The following is an 18,081-nucleotide window of genomic DNA, read 5'->3' on the forward strand; positions in this document are numbered from 1 at the left end:
TAAGAAAAATTTGACGCCAGCGATAATACGAGTGTCGGGTGCCTGCCCCAGCACCCGCTCACTCGCGCAATAGATAAATTTACGTGGTAGACTGGCCAAATAACTGGCAAATGTTAGTCTTTGATGAGACAGGTCAAACAGGCTTATAAACTATTTCCTCCACTACTATTAAAGGCACCAAATTTTTCAAAAATGGACGGGAATTCTTTGAAAAAATCCTAAAATTCCCAATTAATTCAAAAACGCACGGTGATAGCTAACACAATCAAAATGTTTTTGCGGTTCTCTGACCGGTTTGTTTGGTAAAGGGCGAAACCTTACGATAAAACCGTAGTAATCTTACCTGATCAATCACTTTATTGATAAAAAACTTATGAAAAGCGCGGGTCTTGCTTGGGCACAAACCGAATCCCTAGCAGCGGAGAAGCTGATCGAACTGGCCTGGCAAGAGGATTTAGCGGGGTTGGCAGATTGCACGACATCCTCCCTCGTAGCGGATAGGACATTGGCCGCTGCCTCTTTTGTCCCGCGGAAGGCGGGAATTCTGGCGGGTTTACCTGTTTTGGCGCAGATTGCCGCCAAATTTGATCCTGCCATCGTTGTTGAGTATCTCGCCCAGGACGGGGAACACATCCCTGCGCAGCGGGCCGTCGCCCGGATGACGGGGCCCGCGCGAAGCTTATTGACCGCGGAACGGACGATGCTGAATTTTTTGTGCCGCCTTAGCGGTATTGCCACATTGACGGGGCAATTTGTCTTGGCGGTTGCCGGGACCCGTGCCCGAATATTAGACACGCGCAAGACGACACCCGGTTGGCGTGCCCTGGAAAAGTACGCTGTCCGTTGTGGCGGCGGACAAAATCACCGGTTCGGTCTGTACGATGCCATTTTAATTAAGGACAATCATCTGGCATTTGGCGCGGAAGCAGCAGCGGCGGAGAAATTTACACCCGCAATGGCGGTGCGTCATGCCAGGGAATATCAGCGGCAGCATCCAGCAAAGTTTGCCATGGAGCCGACTTTGACCATCGAAGTTGACAGTTTGACGCAATTATCAGAGGTCTTGACCGGCGACTTTCCAGCAAATGCAGTTACCGCAGAACGTCTGTTACCTGATAATGTCTTATTGGATAATATGTCTTGCGAGCAGTTACGCGAGGCGGTGCGAATGCGAGATCAGTTGGCACCAGGAGTGCTTTTGGAAGCAAGTGGCGGAGTCAACCTGTACACGGTCGCTGGGATTGCCGCCACCGGGGTGGAACGGATCAGCGTGGGGGCGATCACTCATTCGGCCCCGATCTTGGATTTGGGTTTGGACTGGGAATAGATCGGAACCGTAGTCAAAGGCAGCGTGCCTGGGTAATCTGGCGATGGGAAATGCGGTTTATATCGTGGGAAAATAGCAAATAGTCGGTCTTTAAGGGGTAAAAAGAGGTTTTTAGAGTAATCATTTGACAATTGCACAGGCAATCCTAGGTTTCCTCAGTAGGCCGCCCCTGGGGAGTGGCGACCAAACGAACGCGACGGGGAATCGCTAGGAAGCGTGAGGGGACCCCGTCGCGTTTTTTCTTTTTTTCAGGCGTTTTTGCTGAAATTTGCCCTTTCATTGGCCAACTGCCAATACCGGTTTAACTGTTATACCCGGTCCATCTCTTTGGCTAACTCAGGCCAATAAGAGTCAGAGTTGGCCAAAAAACTCGCTTATCTAAAAAGTTTTTCAGATTTCCCGTCCATTTCCTTGACCCTAAATGCATGCACAATTATCATAAGCGTTAGTATGGGCCGCGTGTAAAAACCTCCCATATTTCCTATTTTGATGCTACTTTGCCTTATTTTTGCAGGAAACGCTCGTGAACTTGTGGTCCAATTTGGCTGCTTTGCGCAAGAACAAAGCCCAGCGGGAATCACAGTTGTCGCGTTTCACTCTCTATGGCGCCTCCCTGATCGTTTGGCGGCCGTGGTAGTCGGGCCAATGGCAACTCATTTGCACTCTGGGGAGTTGTAAAAACCCGCCGCGCAACGACTTGGTTGCGTAGATGGTTAATCTTTGTTATTGCGCGCTTCTGACTCATTGTTGTCAGAGTGGCGTCCTCTTTGGGGACATGGCGGCCACATCAACGTGGGTAGCATTGTGCTGTCTGCCGGGATTGTCCAGTGGCGTGTTTTACGGGAAAAAAACCGCTAACTGTGCATTTTCTAGGCGCACAACTCCATTCTGCGTTGGTTGCCAACCGGACGTTTAGCGTCCGGCGGATCACAGGTCTCGCGTGATTTTCGGCAAAAGTTTTGAAGACTTTTTTTGCCAACAGTTGTTCGTTGGTCCGCCACACGCGAAAGGACATCTCCGATGCTTGCTCCGATTCGACACAAGATTGTGTCCGCCATTTTGCTCCTAGCGGGATTGCTAGGCCTGCCAATGATGGCGTCCGCCACGATGATTAGCTATTCGCTGAATATCGCCGAGGACGCCAAAGTTGCCGCGAACCCCAACGACATGATGGCGCAGATGATGGCTGCCTGGCGGACCCAACAAGAATTATTGGCCGGTCGGGATATGCCCTACATGCATTTGGTGAATACCTCCACCGAGGCCAGCGGCTTAATTACCAGCTTTAAGCTGACGCTCAATCAGCCCAACATGCATAATTTTGACACGGTGTTGATTACCGATCTATCACCGGGAATCACCTACAACATTATCACTCCCGCCGACGGCCAAATGGGTCTCCGGAGCGACGAGATTTTAATCAATTTCACCGGTTTTTCACCGGGAAAATTTGTGCAGTTCAAAACCGATATCGATTGCGATGCGGGGAACGTCAACATGTTTAGCGATTATCGCACTGTGTTGACCAACCTGACCGGTCCCTATGGTGGTGGTGCACCCGGACTGCCTCCCAAGTCGGTCGTGGATGTGCAATTCAGCAGCGTCTTCAATTATCAAATTCCCCCCACGCCCATTCCCGATTTTATCGCGCTCAAGCCCACACAGACCGGTATCGGCTTTCGTTCCGCCTATAGCATGGATTCGGTTGCACCCCTGGTTATGGGCGGATTTGTCCCCGAACCATCGACCTGGGTAATGTACGGTTTATTGGCGATGGCAAGCGTATTAGGCTGGGGCCGGTCGCGCCGCGTAGAAAACGCCTAAAGCCAGCCTCGCATGCCCGACAGGCACCGAGGTAAAAGCAACAAGGGCGGATATCTAAGTGACGGGCCGGAACTTAGAAGCCTCAAATGAGTTGTATAACCCATAGAGCAAATAAAGTGTAGATTTAAGCCGAATGCTAACTCCTCGGCTTTACCAGAGTAGCTAACGCTCGCGGTCCCGCGCGGACGTTAACCTAGCATCATCAGGCTTGCAACCTCCGCAAGCCTGATGATTTTTTTTGCCAGGTGCTTTGGAAATCCCTGGCACACTCCCGGTTGTCCCGCGCGGCGCTGCACAGTCCGCCAGCATTTCCAAAGCGAATTTACCCGACCGCAAATGGTGCCAATTGCGGTCTGGATGGCAAATTAAGTGTTAATAGCCGCAAATTGGTAATAACCTCTTTTATTATTAACGCGGACGAGCGTGGAAATTGCTAGCAATTTCCTGCTTTTTGCGGATCGGCGCAATACTTTTTCCAGTTGACCCCTCGCATGGCGGCCTATTTTGAGTAATTGCGTGGGTTATGCCGGTAATTTTGATAAAAGGGAATGTTCGGTTTTTTAGGCCCGTAACGATTTTTCCCAAATTTGCGATCTTAACGATGCCGATAGAAAATTCTGAGAGGTCGATTTTTAGGCTTGTGCTGAATTTGCCGACTTTTCCGAATACTCTGCCACGCCCAGTCGTAAGAGGAATCGGTTACAAAAATGGATCTGCCATTATCTCGTCTAGGGGGGAATCACATGTCCGCGGTCCGTCACTGGAAGTTGTTAAACAGGTTATTCACCCTGGGATTGGCCCTGGGCGTGACTGCCGCACCCTTATTGGGCGCGGAACATCCACAAGGATCCCAATCCGGGATGAACCACTATCGGCGGGTTACCGCGGAAGTGGCTGGCGAACACCAAACTGCCACTGCGACACCCACTCGTGCCACTCCCCGACGCGCGACCAGCGCCCCGGGCTATCAAGTCGCTCCCGTGGCCTATAACACGGCTTCCGAACGGACCATCCCCGCCCGTGACACGCAAGTCCGCCCCGTGGGCCATCATCATGGTTCATCTGGTGGCTGCACCACGGGAAATTGTGAAACTGGCGATTGTGCCGATGGAAGCTGCACCAGCGCCCCGTGCGATACATGTGATACGGGGGATTGCGGCGAAAGCTGCATTAGCGATTGCCTGACTTGCAATTACTTTGCCCAAAACGGCTGGTACTTTGGCGCGGAATTTCTGTATTTGACCACGAACTATAGCGAACCGGTCGCCGCCGTCGAACGGAGCGTGGTGGTTGATAATAATAATAATTCCACGATTACCGACACCACGCGCAATTATGAATTTGGCTATAGCTCCAACTATCGCGTGAATGGCGGGTATCGCTGGGGTAGCTGCGGAGAGGCGATCAATTTTAGCTTCCTCAATTTTCAAGACGACACCTCGTATAACTCGATCGCCGCGGATCCCAACAATGGCGTTATTATCGCCGGACCGCTGGAAACCAATGCCTCTAACACCGGCGACCGGTTGGTGAGCAACCTCGATCAGCAATTTAACACCTTTGACCTGGATTATTCCAAACGGATTCCCATCTGTACCTGCAACAATGATCCCTGTAGCTGCTGCAAATGCCCCCCGTGGGCATTGACCTGGTCGGCTGGCGTGCGGGTGGGGGATTTGGAACGTCTGGAAACCGTGCGGTTATTTAACGCCGCCGGAACCAACACCGCGATCTCGACCATTGACACCCAATTCGTGGGCGCCGGTCCCAAGATTGGCCTGGAAGGCCGCCGTTTTTTGGGTGAATCGTTCCGCTGGTCGATTTTTGGCAAAAGCAACGTAGCCTTGCTCTTAGGCGATTATGACACCATTCGCACCAAGGTCACCGGCGGCGGCACGGCCACCTCGGTCCAACTGGACAACTATCGCCGCGTCATCCCCATGCTCGATATCGAAGTCGGTTTCTCGCGGCAAATTGGTAAAAAGACCATGTTCACCGCCGGATACTTCTTTCAAGCCTGGTGGGACCTGGGGATGTTTGAATCGATCGAAGGGACCAATTTCGGACCCGAGGATGACTCCAACATCATGGCTTACGACGGTCTGATGCTGCGGGTGGAGCGGGTGTTCTAAATCAGAATGGCCGCACAACCGCCAATGTTGCAATTGAAATCACAAACAGCCCCGCGACTCGCGGGGCTGTTTTGCTTTTTAAGAGGCGCAGAGAAAGAGGTTGGGATCGAGAATGTCGGAGCTGTCGACTGCTGGCAATGCGCGCTAACAATTCAACGGACGGAACGCGCTTGCATAATTTTGCCAGAACTGGCCGGAATTTACGCTTAACAACTTTGAAATTTTATATCGTTGAATGTCAGTTGGGTGGCCCTGGCACAGAAAACCCAGGGACCCCGGCCACTTCCCTACCCCCGACAACGTGGGCCACAACCGTGGTGCCCACGCTTTTTATAACAATTTAGATGAGTGGACGCATTGGCCGACGGGTGCGGCGTTCGGCACGCAGACGGGCACGACGGCGGGTCTCACTGGGTTTTTCGTAGTATTCGCGGCGACGCATTTCTTTTTTAATGCCGCTCCGTTCCACCAGTTTACGAAAACGACGGACGGCTTCTTGGATCGATTCTTTTTCACGCACGTTCAGCTTAACCACAATTGCTCCTTATTTTCGGGGGTAACTGGAAAAAATAGCCTCATTGACGATTAACCAAAAACGAGGCCGTGGAATCTGGTAATATATCGTACTTTTACTATTGTTGTCCAGAGAAATCTTGGCCTGCGGCAGAATTAATCTCCCCGGCAAAATCGCCAGTTTTCCTAGCTTGCCTAACTGGTATTTCGGCAAAAATCAACGGCAAATCCGCTCCGTGTTTCGATGGTAAAGAAGAGTCACCCCAAAAAAAGCCGTGTACAGCTGGGTAAGCCAGATTGTAGAGAAGCTCTCCCAGCCGCAATTTCAACGAATGTGGGCGAATTATGGACATCGAAGCGCCTCTCTCGGCGGCCGCGACTATTTTAGAATTGGAATCCCGCCAGGAAGAGGTTTTACGGTTATTGGGGGATTTGGAAGCCAAATTGGAGCAAACTTTGAGGGATAGCCAATTACAGGTGGCTCCCGCCACGATTCTTCGTCCCGCGGCCTAATGCTGGCGGTTTGCCAAGAAATTTGGGGTTTATGAGAATTTGTTTTTTGCCCTCCCGTCTCCGCGTTTGATGGTCCAGAAGGGTTAACCGCCCCTTAAACTCTGCGCAAAGCAGCGCGTAGCTATCGACCGGGAACGCCGTGCGCCCCCGATGGCCCCCCCTGGGGTTGAAAATCTAGATCCTGTTTGCTTGACCTTTGCCCTATCGACCATCAGACTGGCAGTGCCGTATCGAGCTGTCTGGGGCTGGCGTTTCCGGTTGTTTTTGTTGTCAAGGGATCGTATCAATGGGTGCTTCAACGTGGAAATTTGGGGGATACTGTCTGGCCGCGCGACTGGTGGCGCTTTGTTTATTCATCGGACCCGATGCGAGTTATGCCGAAAACTGGCCCCAGTGGCGCGGTCTGTCCAATAACGGCCTTAGCTCTGCGAAAAATTTGCCTGACACATGGGATCAAGAGACTAATTTGGCGTGGCGGTTGCCGCTGCCGGGGGCCGCGGGGGCGACACCGGTAATCTGGAAGGACAAAATCTTTTTGACGTCCTCGGCTGAGCAGGATTTGGTGCTCATTTGTATTTCCACGCAGGGAAAAGAACTGTGGCGGCGAACCGTGGCCAGTGGAAACCGCCCCGTCCACGGCAGCGATCAAACCGGCGAGGGTAACTCCGCCTCCCCCTCCCCCACGACGGATGGAAAATACGTCTGGGCGATGATGGGGACCGGAAAATTGGCGTGTTTTGACTTTGATGGGGAGGAAATCTGGAAGCTGGATTTGCAGGAAAAGTACGGCAAATTCCAAATTCAGTTTGGCATGGCCAGCACACCGGCGCTAGACGGGGACACGCTGTATGTGCAACTGCTGCACAACGCCGGAGCGGTGGTGGCGGCGCTGGACAAAGCGACCGGCCAGGAAAAATGGCGGATTGACCGTAAGAGCGACGCTATCGAGGAATGCAAGGATTCTTATGCCTCGCCGATTGTCTATCGGGATGCGGAGCAGGCGTTTTTAATCACACATGGCGCGGACTACACGATTGGCCATGATTTGACTGATGGAACGGAATTATGGCGGCTGGGGGGACTCAATGGCGCGGGGCAACAATACAATCCCACGCTACGGTTTGTGGCCTCGCCGGTTGCCGTGCCGGGGTTGATTGTGGTCCCCTCGGCAAAAAATGGCCCGGTGGTTGCCCTGCGGCCCAAGAAAGCGGGTGATTTAACGAATGACTTTTTGTGGAAGATGCCCCGCAACACGCCGGATGTCCCATCCCCGTTAATTCATGACGGCTTGGTCTATCTGTGCCGCGAACAGGGGACGTTGATTGTATTGGACGCCGAATCGGGGGAAAAATTGTATGAAGAGCGAATTCACGAGTTCAACCACCGCGCTTCGCCAGTGGCCGCCGATGGCAAATTGTATTTGAGCGGACGGGATGGGACGGTCAACGTGATCAAACTAGGCCGTACCTACCAACGCCTGGCGACTAACAAATTTGACGAGCCGCTGGCGGCCTCGCCGGCGATTGCGGATGGCGTGATTTATTTTCGCACATTCAAGGCGCTGTACGCGGTACGTTCGCGGGAGTAAGTTGGTTGCCGGAATCAAAGTTGTCAAAGCTGCGTTATGAGGATGAATCGGGCCTTTGGCCCACAAAGGAACAAATCACGTTGCCCGCACGCGTTTCAACACTTTTCCCAAACACGAACAGTTGATCAACAATGACGCGCCTGGATTTGGATTCCCTATTGGAAAAAGAACTGGATCGGGATGAGCGGCTGGTCTGGTCCGATCAGCCGATACCCAGTCGCTATGCCCGGGGAGTGGGTTTCATCTGGCTGTTTGCGATTCCCTGGACGGCGTTCGCGGTCTTTTGGACGGGAGGGGCATTGTGGATGGGGGGGCAGATGCAGAATGATGACGGGTTCTTTGGTCTCGTGCGGTTTGTCTTTCCCCTGTTTGGCCTGCCATTTATTCTCGTCGGGTTGGGGATGCTTTCCGCTCCTTATTGGGTGCGCCAGCATGCCCGGCAGACTATTTATGGCATTACCGACCGCCGCGCGATCGTGCTTTCTAAAAATTGGTTGATGGGGCTAAAAGTTCGCTCATTCCGCCCAGCGGAATTAAAAAATATCGAACGGCAAGAATTTGACGATGGCAGCGGCACGATTACGTTTTATACGCGCGCGTGGCGGGATAGCGACGGCGACCACCGGACCGACAGCTTGGGCTTTACAGCCATCCCGAATGTGCGCCAGGTGGAGGAGCTCTTGCGGGCGATGGTCGCCACACACGAGAATGCCGCAAGCGAATAAAGAATGCAGCAAGCCACAGAAACCACAGAGGAATTCACAGAGATGTAAAGTGTGAATATCCGTGCAAATCGGTGTACATCCGTGGCTGAATGAATAAGCGGCAGATTGTATTATTTAGCCACGGATTGTCACGGACGGAACAGGGATGATTTTCACATACATAACATAGATATCATCTACCTACTCTGTGAATTCCTCGGCGCACTCCGTGCCTCAGTGGCTCGGGCCCTGATAATCGTGACTTCTCCTTTCGCCGCGAGCATCCGCGTCCTATAGCATTTTCTTTGGCTTCGGCGACGGAGTCGCCACCTACAACCGATAAATCTTCAGCTTTGTTAGGGTTTTGTTTAATCCGCCGCCACTTCCGCGTCAATTTGCAGTTGCTGAAATGCCGTCGTAGGTTAAAATTAGAGTGGATTCTTTGTTAGTTACCTGAACGCCTATTTTTACATAGATATCTCCCATGCGCTCCATCCCGCTCCGCTGTCCACGGCAGGCTCCGGCCGCGCGGGTCACCCACCCCCCGGATTGCCTTTAAGAACCTGCCCCCTTTGTCAACGATGCAATTTGCGAACTTCGCAGTGTTCGCAAAACCTGTAAAGTTGCTACCAGGGTGGGGTGTGTCGGCGGTATGCCGCCGAAATCAGCAGTAGTAGCTTGAGGCGATCTGTCAGAGTTGCGGTTAGCAAGGCTCAGTTCCCGCTGGCCACGCCGCAACCCGCTGGCAACCCGGCTGTCTGGGAACTTGGTCTCCCCGACAAGCGGCCAACCAGTCCCGGCGTTTTCCCCTTTACACTATTTTCGCGCATCAGGTCTTTTCCGTGACCCTGGTCCGCAGCCTTTACTCAGCTTAATCTTCATGCAACGTAACGATATTCGCAATTTGGCCATCATCGCCCACGTCGATCATGGCAAGACGTCGCTGGTGGACTGTTTTCTGAAGCAGAGCGGGGAGTTTCGCGCTAGCCAACTCCAGGGGGAACAGATTTTGGACTCCAATGATTTGGAGCGGGAGCGGGGGATCACGATTTTGGCCAAGAACATCGCCTTTCATTACAAAGGGGTCAAAATCAACCTGATTGACACTCCAGGGCACGCCGACTTTGGCGGCGAGGTGGAACGGGTGCTGCGGATGGCGGACGGGGCGTTGGTATTGGTCGACGCCGCCGAGGGGCCGATGCCGCAGACGCGATTTGTGCTTAGCAAGGCGCTGGAATGCGGGCTCAAGCCGATTGTGGTGATCAATAAAATCGACCGTTCCGACGCTCGCCCCGAGGAAGTCCTGGACGAAGTCTACGAGCTGTTCTTTGAATTGGGAGCGGAGCACGCGCTCGATGATTTTCCCTACATTTACTCAACCTCGCGCTTGGGCTATGCTACGACCGATTACAAAGTCCCCGGCACCAACATGGAGCCGCTGTTGGATCTGATGCTGGCCAATGTTCCCGGTCCCGATGTCGAGCCAGACGCCCCGCTGCAACTGCTGGTGACCACGCTAGATTGGTCGGACTTTGTGGGGCGGATCGGCGTGGGACGGGTGCAGGCCGGCACACTGAAAAAAGGGCAGCAAGTGGCCCTCTTGCAGGCGGAACGCCGCGTGAACGCCCGGATCACCGGGCTATATCTGTTTGACAAGCTGGGCAAGGTGGAGGTGGAAGAAGCGACGGCGGGGGACATTGCCGCTATCGTGGGTCTGGAAAAAATCGAGATTGGCGACACGGTGGCGGATTTTGCCAATCCCGTGGCGCTCCCCCGGCTAACCGTGGATGAACCGACGCTGCAAATGGTGTTTGCCATCAATAGTTCGCCATTTGCCGGTCGATCGGGCAAGTACGTGACGACGCGGAATTTACGGGACCGATTGTATAAGGAACTGGAAAAAAACGTCGCCCTGCGGGTGGAGCCGCAGGAAGGGACCGACGCATTTTTGGTCTCGGGACGGGGGTTATTGCATCTGAGCGTGCTGATCGAAACCATGCGCCGCGAGGGATACGAATTATCCGTGGGCAAGCCGCGGGTAATTTTGCACGACGTCGCTGGCGAAAAGCACGAGCCGTATGAATCGCTGGTGGTCGAGGTTCCCACCGACCGCATGGGCCCTGTGATGGAAATGGTCGGCGCCCGCCGCGGCAAGACGATTGAAATACACAGCCGGGGCGAATACTCGCATTTGTTGTTCTCCATTCCCGCGCGGGGACTGATCGGCCTGCGGACGCGGTTGCTCAACGCCACGCAAGGGACCGCGATCATTCACCATCGATTTGAAAAGTATCTACCGCTCGAAGGAGAAATCGCCGGCCGTAATAACGGCGTGCTGGTATCCATGTGCGGGGGCAAGGCGGTCGCCTTTGGCCTGGATGGACTGCAAGAGCGGGCGGAGTTGTTTATCGGCCCCGGAGAGGAAGTGTACGAAGGGATGATCGTCGGCGAAAACAGCCGCGAAGGGGACATGACGGTCAACCCGACCAAGGAAAAGAAACTGACCAACATGCGGGCGTCGGGGTCGGACCGCAACATCATCCTCAAGCCGCCGCGCGAAATGTCGCTAGAAATCGCCCTGGAATACATCGAGGATGACGAACTGGTCGAGGTCACGCCGGACAAGATTCGCCTGCGCAAGATTTTGCTGCAGGAACATGAACGCCGCAAGGAAGATCGCCGCAAAGAAGCGCTGATTGGGTCGTGATTTGTATGAGACGACGCGGCAGTTTGTAGGAGGCGACTCTGTCGCCGAAATGTAGTAGACGACTCTTTATATTGTAGGAGGCGACTCCTTCGCCGAAGGAAATTCAATACGACGCTGATGCTCGCGGAGAAATGCGGAGTCACGCGGATCAGAGCCAGAGTCAAAACCACCGAAGCTTTCATATGTGAAAATTATCCGTGTTCCGTCCGTGACAATCCGTGGCTAAAAAATGCGCTACAAATACAATTAGCCACGGATGAACACGGATTTTCACGGATACGCGGACATCCCATCTCTGTGAATTCCTCTGTGGTTTCTCCGCCTCTGTGGCTTAATCTACTACGCAGTGGCTTAGTCAACTTTTTTAAATTCTTGCTAGCAGGCAAATGTCTCTTGTATTGTAATTTCCCAGTTGTTACTCTCAGTCGATTTTCTCGCGGTGGCTACCTGCTTGGGCGTTGATTTGCCAAGAAATTACATAAAGAACGGAGTTCCTTCGATGTTCCAGATATTATTTTTTCAGCCAGGGAACGCCGCGCGAATTCGTAAACCGTATTTTGACGCAAGCTATGCTCTCCTGGTACTCCTGTGCCTGGTGATCACCAGCGGCTGCAACTGGGTGGCCCAAAATAATAACCTGAACGGCGTGGCCAGCTACCGGCGGGGAGATTTGCAGGCCGCCGACCAGGCATTTCGCCAGGCGTTGCAAAATGATCCCAACAACGCCGAAGCCTACTATAATTTGGGTTCGCTGTACCACCACATTGCCAAAACCTCGCAGCGGCCCGTCGATTGGCAGCAAGCGGAAAGTTTTTACCAGCAGGCCCTGGCCAAAAATCCACAGTTGTCCGATGCTTACAACGGTTTGAGCACGCTCTTGACGGAGGAACGCCGCGGGCCAGAAGCGGTGGCCCTACTGGAAAATTGGGCCCGCCAAAATCCCCAGTCCGCCGAACCGCTGGTGGCGCTGTCGCAACTGAGCGCCAAGCTAGAGGATCCCGCCCGAGCGCAGCAGTATTTGTATGACGCGATTCGCCTGGAACCAACCAACGCCCAGGCGTTGGCCGCGCTGGGGAAGATGCGTGAGGATGCGGGACAGATTGAGCAGGCCCTGGCCAACTATCAACGGGCCTTGCAGCAGGATTTTAACCAACCCGCGGTGCAGGAACGCCTGGCGGCGCTGCAGCGGCAATATTTGCCCCCTCCCGCGACATCTCCTACGCCACAACCCATGGGCACGGGTCAGGCGGTTCCGCCCACGGGGACTCTCCCTTATAATCCAGCCAGCCAGCCCAATCCCGCCACCGTGCCCAATCTTGGCCCGAATAGCGGTCGCTTGGCCACCCAGCCCAGCTACCCCAGTCCGGGAGCATTTGGGATCCAGTAGATTTCTGTTGGCCATTCATGATCCACCAACTGCGTGATAGCGGTGGCTCGTGATCCGCCAAAAATTGGGTATGTTAATATTGGCGGAACTACGACTGCAGAACTAGTTCCGCCCTACAACTCCGGAACCAGTACCGCCCTACAAAGATAACGAAAATGTTAATATTGGCGGAACCCGTTCCGCCCTACACTCAGTTCCGCCTTCGATTCCCCATGCCCGACATTCTTCGACAGGAAATCGCCGCCGCCGCCCATACGCTGATTGTCAAGGTCGGCACCCGCGTTCTCACCGGCCCCGACGGCCTGCTAAGCCAGGAGCGGATTGCCACGCTGGCGGAGGAAATCCACGAAGTCCTGCAAACCGGGCGCAAGCTGGTCCTGGTCAGTTCCGGCGCGGTCGGGGCGGGGATGGGCCAACTGGGGTTGCGGCAACGGCCCACTGATCTGGCCCAATTGCAGGCGGTGGCGGCGGTTGGCCAGACGTACCTGGTGCAAACGTATGACCGGGAATTTCGGCGGCATGGGCGGCATGCGGCGCAGATTTTGTTAATTGCCGACGACTTGGACCATCGGACCCGATATTTGAATATCCGCAACACGATTTTGCGGTTGCTCGACCTGAACGCCGTGCCGATAGTGAACGAAAATGACACCGTCAGTGTGGAGGAACTCCGTACAACCTTTGGCGATAACGACCGACTGGCGGCCATGTTGACCAATCTGATCCGCGCGCCGTTGATGGTGCTGCTATCGGATGTGCAGGGGCTATATAACGGCGACCCGGCCGATCCCGCCAGCAGCGTCATTCCCGTGGTGCCAAAGCTGGACGATTCCGTCTGGGGATTGGTACGGGACAAGGCCACCGGCCTGAGCAAGGGGGGCATGGCCAGCAAGCTGAACGCCGCGCGGATCGCCACCACCGCCGGCGAAAATGTGATAATCACTAGCGGCAAACAACCGGGCGCGTTGCGCAAAATTTTAGCGGGCGAATCGGTGGGAACGCTATTTCTGGCTCAAGGGGGGACCATTCCCGCCTGGAAACGGTGGATTGGCTTTACCGCGCAAACACGCGGCACGTTGATCCTGGATCCCGGCGCGCGAAAGGCGATCGAGCGTGATGGGCGGAGCCTACTGGCGATTGGCATCCGCGAAGTGCGGGGAGAATTTAAAAAGGGGGATGTGGTATCCCTGCGGGATGAATCCCAGCAAGAATTTGCCCGGGGATTATGCAATTATTCGCACGAGGATGTGCAAAAAATCCGCGGCCTGCGGACGGAACAAATCGCAATGGCCCTGGGGTATCATCCCTATGATGAAGTCATTCACCGGGATAACCTGGCGGTGACGAGCGGGTAGAAATGAAAGTTTAGAGCCAGCGAAGTTTAGTGCGGCGTGTTTGAAAATTGAAAGCGGATCGATACGGAGTTTAGCACGGCGTGTTTGGAGTTTGAGAGCTGATCGATCTAGAGTTTATAGCGCGGAGAGACTGAGAGCCGCATGGAGGAGCATGGAGAAGAGGAGCTATGCGACTAAAAATCGCAAATCTCAAATTTCAGAATCTCAAATTTGAAATTCTGAAATTTGAAATCTCAGATCTCTGATCCGCGAACTCAGCGCCTCTGAGGCTTAGCACAAACTGCAATTTGTAATTTCAGATCTCAGATTTGAAACCTGAAATTTGAAACTTGCGATCCCCCCTACTTCTTGCCCAACTGCGGCGCGTCGATCACATAAGGATTGACCACCACCTGTACCCGGCTGGGAAGTTCCATCCCCGTATTGCGGAACGAGCTTTCATCCGCAGGTGTCGGCACGGCTGGCTGGGTGGGAGCCGGCAAAATTTTGACGCCGTTTTTGCCGTTTTGCGGGGCGACATGCGGGTTGACCACGGTCGCCGCCTCGCTAATCTCAATTTCCGGGGTCATCGTCCCCGCGGGATAGGCAAACGGGCTCCAGCCATAGGTCCGGGGGACCGGGTAGCTGTAGTAAACCGGCGGATAAAGCGAGAAATAGGGGGGACGCTCGTCGGCAATGTACAGGTTATAGCCTAGTCCCCCCCAAAAGTTGCCACAAGGAAATTGGGCGTTGGCGGGGGCCGCCCAATTGGACTGGAGAGCCAAAATTAGGGCGAATACTGCCAAAATGCGATAAATCATGGTAACACCTGCCAACAAAAAGGGGGCTAAAAGCTGCCGCGGAGACAATCCTGGTTTAGAAGGGAGGATTGTCCCCAACTTGCCAATAAAACAGCCTCTACTTTTTACCCTAATTACGCGTTTGCCCATTTTCCAAACATTTTTGCGGAAAAATCAAAAAATTGCGGGTTTCGGTGGGACAGCCTTAGCGCGGCGAACAACCTAATTATCCAGTCCGGCGGACTGGACCTACGATCTGCCTTCTTTTCCGTTGTTTTGCTTGTGGCCTAATTATCCAGTCCGGCGGACTGGACCTACGATCTGTCTTCTTTTCCGTTGTTTTGCGTGTGGCCTAATTATCCAGTCCGGTGGACTGGACCTGCGATTACGCCGGGTAAAAAAGAAATCTTGCCAAACGTTTGCTTTGGCACTCATGAAATCGTAATAATTGCGATTGCTGGGTCGTCGCGATGGTGGGGGGGATAATTCGCGGGTTGACCTGGCACCCCCTCTTTTCTTTGCATGGATTCGTTTTTCTACTTGCCCAGGAGCACGTGGTTATGCCCAAACTTGAAATGAGCAACATCCGCAACATTGCCTTATGCGGCCACGGTCACTCTGGCAAAAGCACGCTGGCCGATAAGCTGCTGGTGGTCACCGGAGCGATCAACAAGGCCGCCAGCGTGGACGACGGCACCAGCATTTGTGACTTTGACGCCATCGAAAAGGAGCATCATTACAGCATCGAATCGCACATCGTGCATTTTGACTATCAGGGCGTGCGGTTTAATGTCATCGACACGCCGGGCTATCCGGATTTTATCGGGCAGACCATCGCCGCCCTGCATGCGGTCGAAACGGCGATCATTGTCATTAACGCCCATGCGGGGATCGAAGTGAACACCCGCCGGGTCTTTGCGGAAGCGGGCAAAATTGGCCTGGGCCGCATTATCCTCATTGATAAGATGGATGCCGACAACGTCGACTTTGAACGGCTGGTCGCCGAGATTCAGGATGTCTTTGGCAAACAGTGCCTGCCGCTGGAAGTGCCAGTCGGCCAGGGGCAGGGTTTTAAGGGGGTCATTGACACGCTGCATCCCCCGGCCAATAGCGCGGGGGCGATTGTCGATCCCAACAGCATCAACACGCCCCTGATCGAAACGATCATCGAAGTCGATGAGGAAACCACGGCGCATTACTTTGACGGCATTCCTCCGACCGATGAGGAACTGTCGCGCGACATCCTGCAATCCATCCGCGAAGGGCACCTGATACCCATCCTAGAGGTTTCCGGCAAGACCGGCGTGGGCGTGCAAGAACTTTTGGACGAGCTGCTGTTATGCACGCTGCCGCCGGACGCCATTCCCCGCACCGCGCTCGATGAAAATGGAACGGAAGTCCCGCTGGCCGAGGATCCCGCGGGTCCGCTGGTCGCCCAGGTGTTTAAGACCAGGATCGATCCGTATGTTCAAAAGCTAAGTTACCTGCGGATTTACAACGGCACGCTAAAAAAAGAGGACAGCGTGCATATCAGCGGTGGGCGCAAAAATATCAAAATCACGCAAATCCTGGAGGTCCAGGGGAGCGAGCATAAGCCGGTCGATTCCGCCGGGCCGGGGGAAATTGTCGCCCTGGCCAAACAAGAGGATCTGCATACCAACACGACCCTCGGCCCCTGGACGATGGCACCGATCAAATTTCCCACGCCAATGGTTGGCGTGGCGGCCGCGCCGCGCAATCGCGCCGACGAGGCCAAGCTGAGCGGAGCCTTGCATAAACTGACGGAGGAGGATAGCACGCTAACAATCGACCGGGATCCGCAGACCAAGGAGATGGTGATTCACGGCATGAGCGAACTCCACCTGAGCGTGGTCCGCGAACGCCTGCAAAAACGGGATAAGGTCGAAATCGACACCCACGAGCCAAAGATACCTTATCGCGAGACGATCCAAATCAAGGCCGAGGGAAATTACCGCCATAAAAAGCAATCGGGGGGTCGGGGCCAATTTGGCGAGGTGCATTTTCGGATGTTTCCCCTGCCGCTGGGGGCCAAGCCGGAGGAATTTTGTACCAAAGAGCGTTTTCCGCATCTGCGGGAACACCGCTACCACCCGGAGCTGAACTTTTTGTTTGTGGATTCCATCGTCGGTGGCTCGATCCCGAATAACTTTTTGCCCGCGATCGAAAAAGGGTGTCTCGAACGGATCGAACGGGGGGTGATTGCCGGCCAGCCGGTGCGCAATATTTGCATCGAGGTCCACTTTGGCAAATATCATGACGTGGATTCCAGCGAAGCGGCGTTCAAGATTGCGGCGGCGATGTGCTTTAAAAATACGTTTCTGACGGCCAAGCCAAGCCTGCTGGAACCGATCGTCACCCTGACGGTCACCGTCCCCAACGACAAGATCGGGGATATTAGCAGCGACCTCTCCACGCGGCGGGGGCGAGTGCTGGGCATGGACGCGGCGGGGGGGGGCCTGCAATCGGTGAGCGCGCTGGTCCCGCTGGCGGAGATCACGACCTACGCCCGCAGTTTGTCCAGCATTACCGGCGGCGCGGGGAGTTACAGCCTGGAATTTAGCCATTATGACGTGGTACCGCCGAACATCCAAAAGCAGATCATGGAAGCGGCTGTCGTTCACCCGGATGAGGAGGAATAGGTGACGGGAGCAAAGATTGTAGTAGGCACAGTCCCTGTGCCGTGGGACTGCGGGGTATGCATGCGGTGCGGGAGGTGAGAGATAGGAGACGGGTCGCAGGGGAAGGTCGTTTAGCCGCGACGCGCAGCGGAGCGCGTTGCAGGGGTGCGGGTGGCGACGCGCACAAAGCCGCCGATGGCATCGGCGGTTCGCGGGGGTGCTAGGGAGCGGGGTTGCAGCTCCAGCGGAGCGCAATCTTTATAGCTGGCGACCACAACCCTGCACCAAGGAACAAGTTCCTTGGGTGGCCGGTGAATGGCCGGGTTTACCTCCTAATAATATGTGAACTGTTATGTTTAACTTCACCCTGGAACAAGGCATTGTTCTGATTATTGCACTGCTACTATTTACGCGGAAAACACCGTCACTATTTCCCACCGCGCATTGCCGGACATGCGGCAAGATCATATATCCATTTTACAAAAGTTGCCTGCAATGTCGCTTTTTCTATAAAGCAGAAATATACAACAAACTCTTTTTTCTGCTTTGGCGGACCCTAATCTGAAACGCAATTTATGTCAATAAAATAATTTCCCGCAGGGGGAATTGGGGT

General features: G+C 54.3%; 12 protein-coding genes. 10 read left to right on the plus strand and 2 right to left on the minus strand.

The features are described from left to right. Positions 1-373: 373 nt before the first annotated feature. The 3 genes from nadC to SFX18_03185 all read left to right on the plus strand — a co-directional run bounded on the left by nadC (position 374) and on the right by SFX18_03185 (position 5,283). On the plus strand, positions 374-1,327 hold the full coding sequence (gene nadC / locus SFX18_03175; protein MDX1962127.1) for a carboxylating nicotinate-nucleotide diphosphorylase: 954 nt from the start codon (positions 374-376) through the stop codon (positions 1,325-1,327). A 1,020-nt stretch (positions 1,328-2,347) separates the two neighbouring features. Beyond that, positions 2,348-3,151, plus strand: a complete 804-nt coding sequence (locus SFX18_03180) for a hypothetical protein (GenBank protein MDX1962128.1) — start codon at positions 2,348-2,350, stop codon at positions 3,149-3,151. Positions 3,152-3,894: 743 nt separating this feature from the next. Then, on the plus strand, positions 3,895-5,283 hold the full coding sequence (locus SFX18_03185) for an Lpg1974 family pore-forming outer membrane protein (GenBank protein ID MDX1962129.1): 1,389 nt from the start codon (positions 3,895-3,897) through the stop codon (positions 5,281-5,283). Between the two features lie 340 nt (positions 5,284-5,623). On the opposite strand, the gene rpsU is transcribed toward SFX18_03185, so the two are convergent. Then, complete coding sequence (gene rpsU, locus SFX18_03190; GenBank protein MDX1962130.1) at positions 5,624-5,818, minus strand: 30S ribosomal protein S21; 195 nt, start codon at positions 5,816-5,818, stop codon at positions 5,624-5,626. A 323-nt stretch (positions 5,819-6,141) separates the two neighbouring features. On the opposite strand from rpsU, the gene SFX18_03195 reads away from it, so the two are divergent. The 6 genes from SFX18_03195 to proB all read left to right on the plus strand — a co-directional run bounded on the left by SFX18_03195 (position 6,142) and on the right by proB (position 14,050). Beyond that, entirely contained in the window at positions 6,142-6,309 is a 168-nt protein-coding gene (locus tag SFX18_03195; protein MDX1962131.1) for a hypothetical protein, read from the plus strand. Between the two features lie 286 nt (positions 6,310-6,595). Next, a complete protein-coding gene (locus SFX18_03200; protein ID MDX1962132.1) occupies positions 6,596-7,897 on the plus strand; it encodes a PQQ-binding-like beta-propeller repeat protein in 1,302 nt (433 codons plus the stop codon). Between the two features lie 131 nt (positions 7,898-8,028). Next, positions 8,029-8,622 (plus strand): hypothetical protein, encoded by a 594-nt coding sequence (locus SFX18_03205; GenBank protein MDX1962133.1) that lies wholly within the window; start codon positions 8,029-8,031, stop codon positions 8,620-8,622. Between the two features lie 859 nt (positions 8,623-9,481). Beyond that, entirely contained in the window at positions 9,482-11,308 is a 1,827-nt protein-coding gene (typA, locus tag SFX18_03210) for a translational GTPase TypA (protein MDX1962134.1), read from the plus strand. Positions 11,309-11,807: 499 nt separating this feature from the next. Next, positions 11,808-12,695 (plus strand): tetratricopeptide repeat protein, encoded by an 888-nt coding sequence (locus SFX18_03215; protein MDX1962135.1) that lies wholly within the window; start codon positions 11,808-11,810, stop codon positions 12,693-12,695. Between the two features lie 212 nt (positions 12,696-12,907). Beyond that, positions 12,908-14,050 carry a glutamate 5-kinase gene (gene proB / locus SFX18_03220; protein MDX1962136.1) on the plus strand — a complete coding sequence of 381 codons (1,143 nt, stop codon included), beginning with the start codon at positions 12,908-12,910 and terminating at the stop codon, positions 14,048-14,050. Between the two features lie 341 nt (positions 14,051-14,391). Here the strand turns inward: proB and SFX18_03225 are convergent, their stop codons facing one another. Then, entirely contained in the window at positions 14,392-14,850 is a 459-nt protein-coding gene (locus SFX18_03225) for a hypothetical protein (GenBank protein ID MDX1962137.1), read from the minus strand. A gap of 539 nt (positions 14,851-15,389) precedes the next feature. On the opposite strand from SFX18_03225, the gene SFX18_03230 reads away from it, so the two are divergent. Next, on the plus strand, positions 15,390-17,489 hold the full coding sequence (locus SFX18_03230; protein ID MDX1962138.1) for an elongation factor G: 2,100 nt from the start codon (positions 15,390-15,392) through the stop codon (positions 17,487-17,489). Positions 17,490-18,081: the final 592 nt, after the last annotated feature.

It is taken from the genome of Pirellulales bacterium (genome assembly GCA_033762255.1).
Classification (GTDB): Bacteria; Planctomycetota; Planctomycetia; order Pirellulales; family JALHPA01; genus JANRLT01.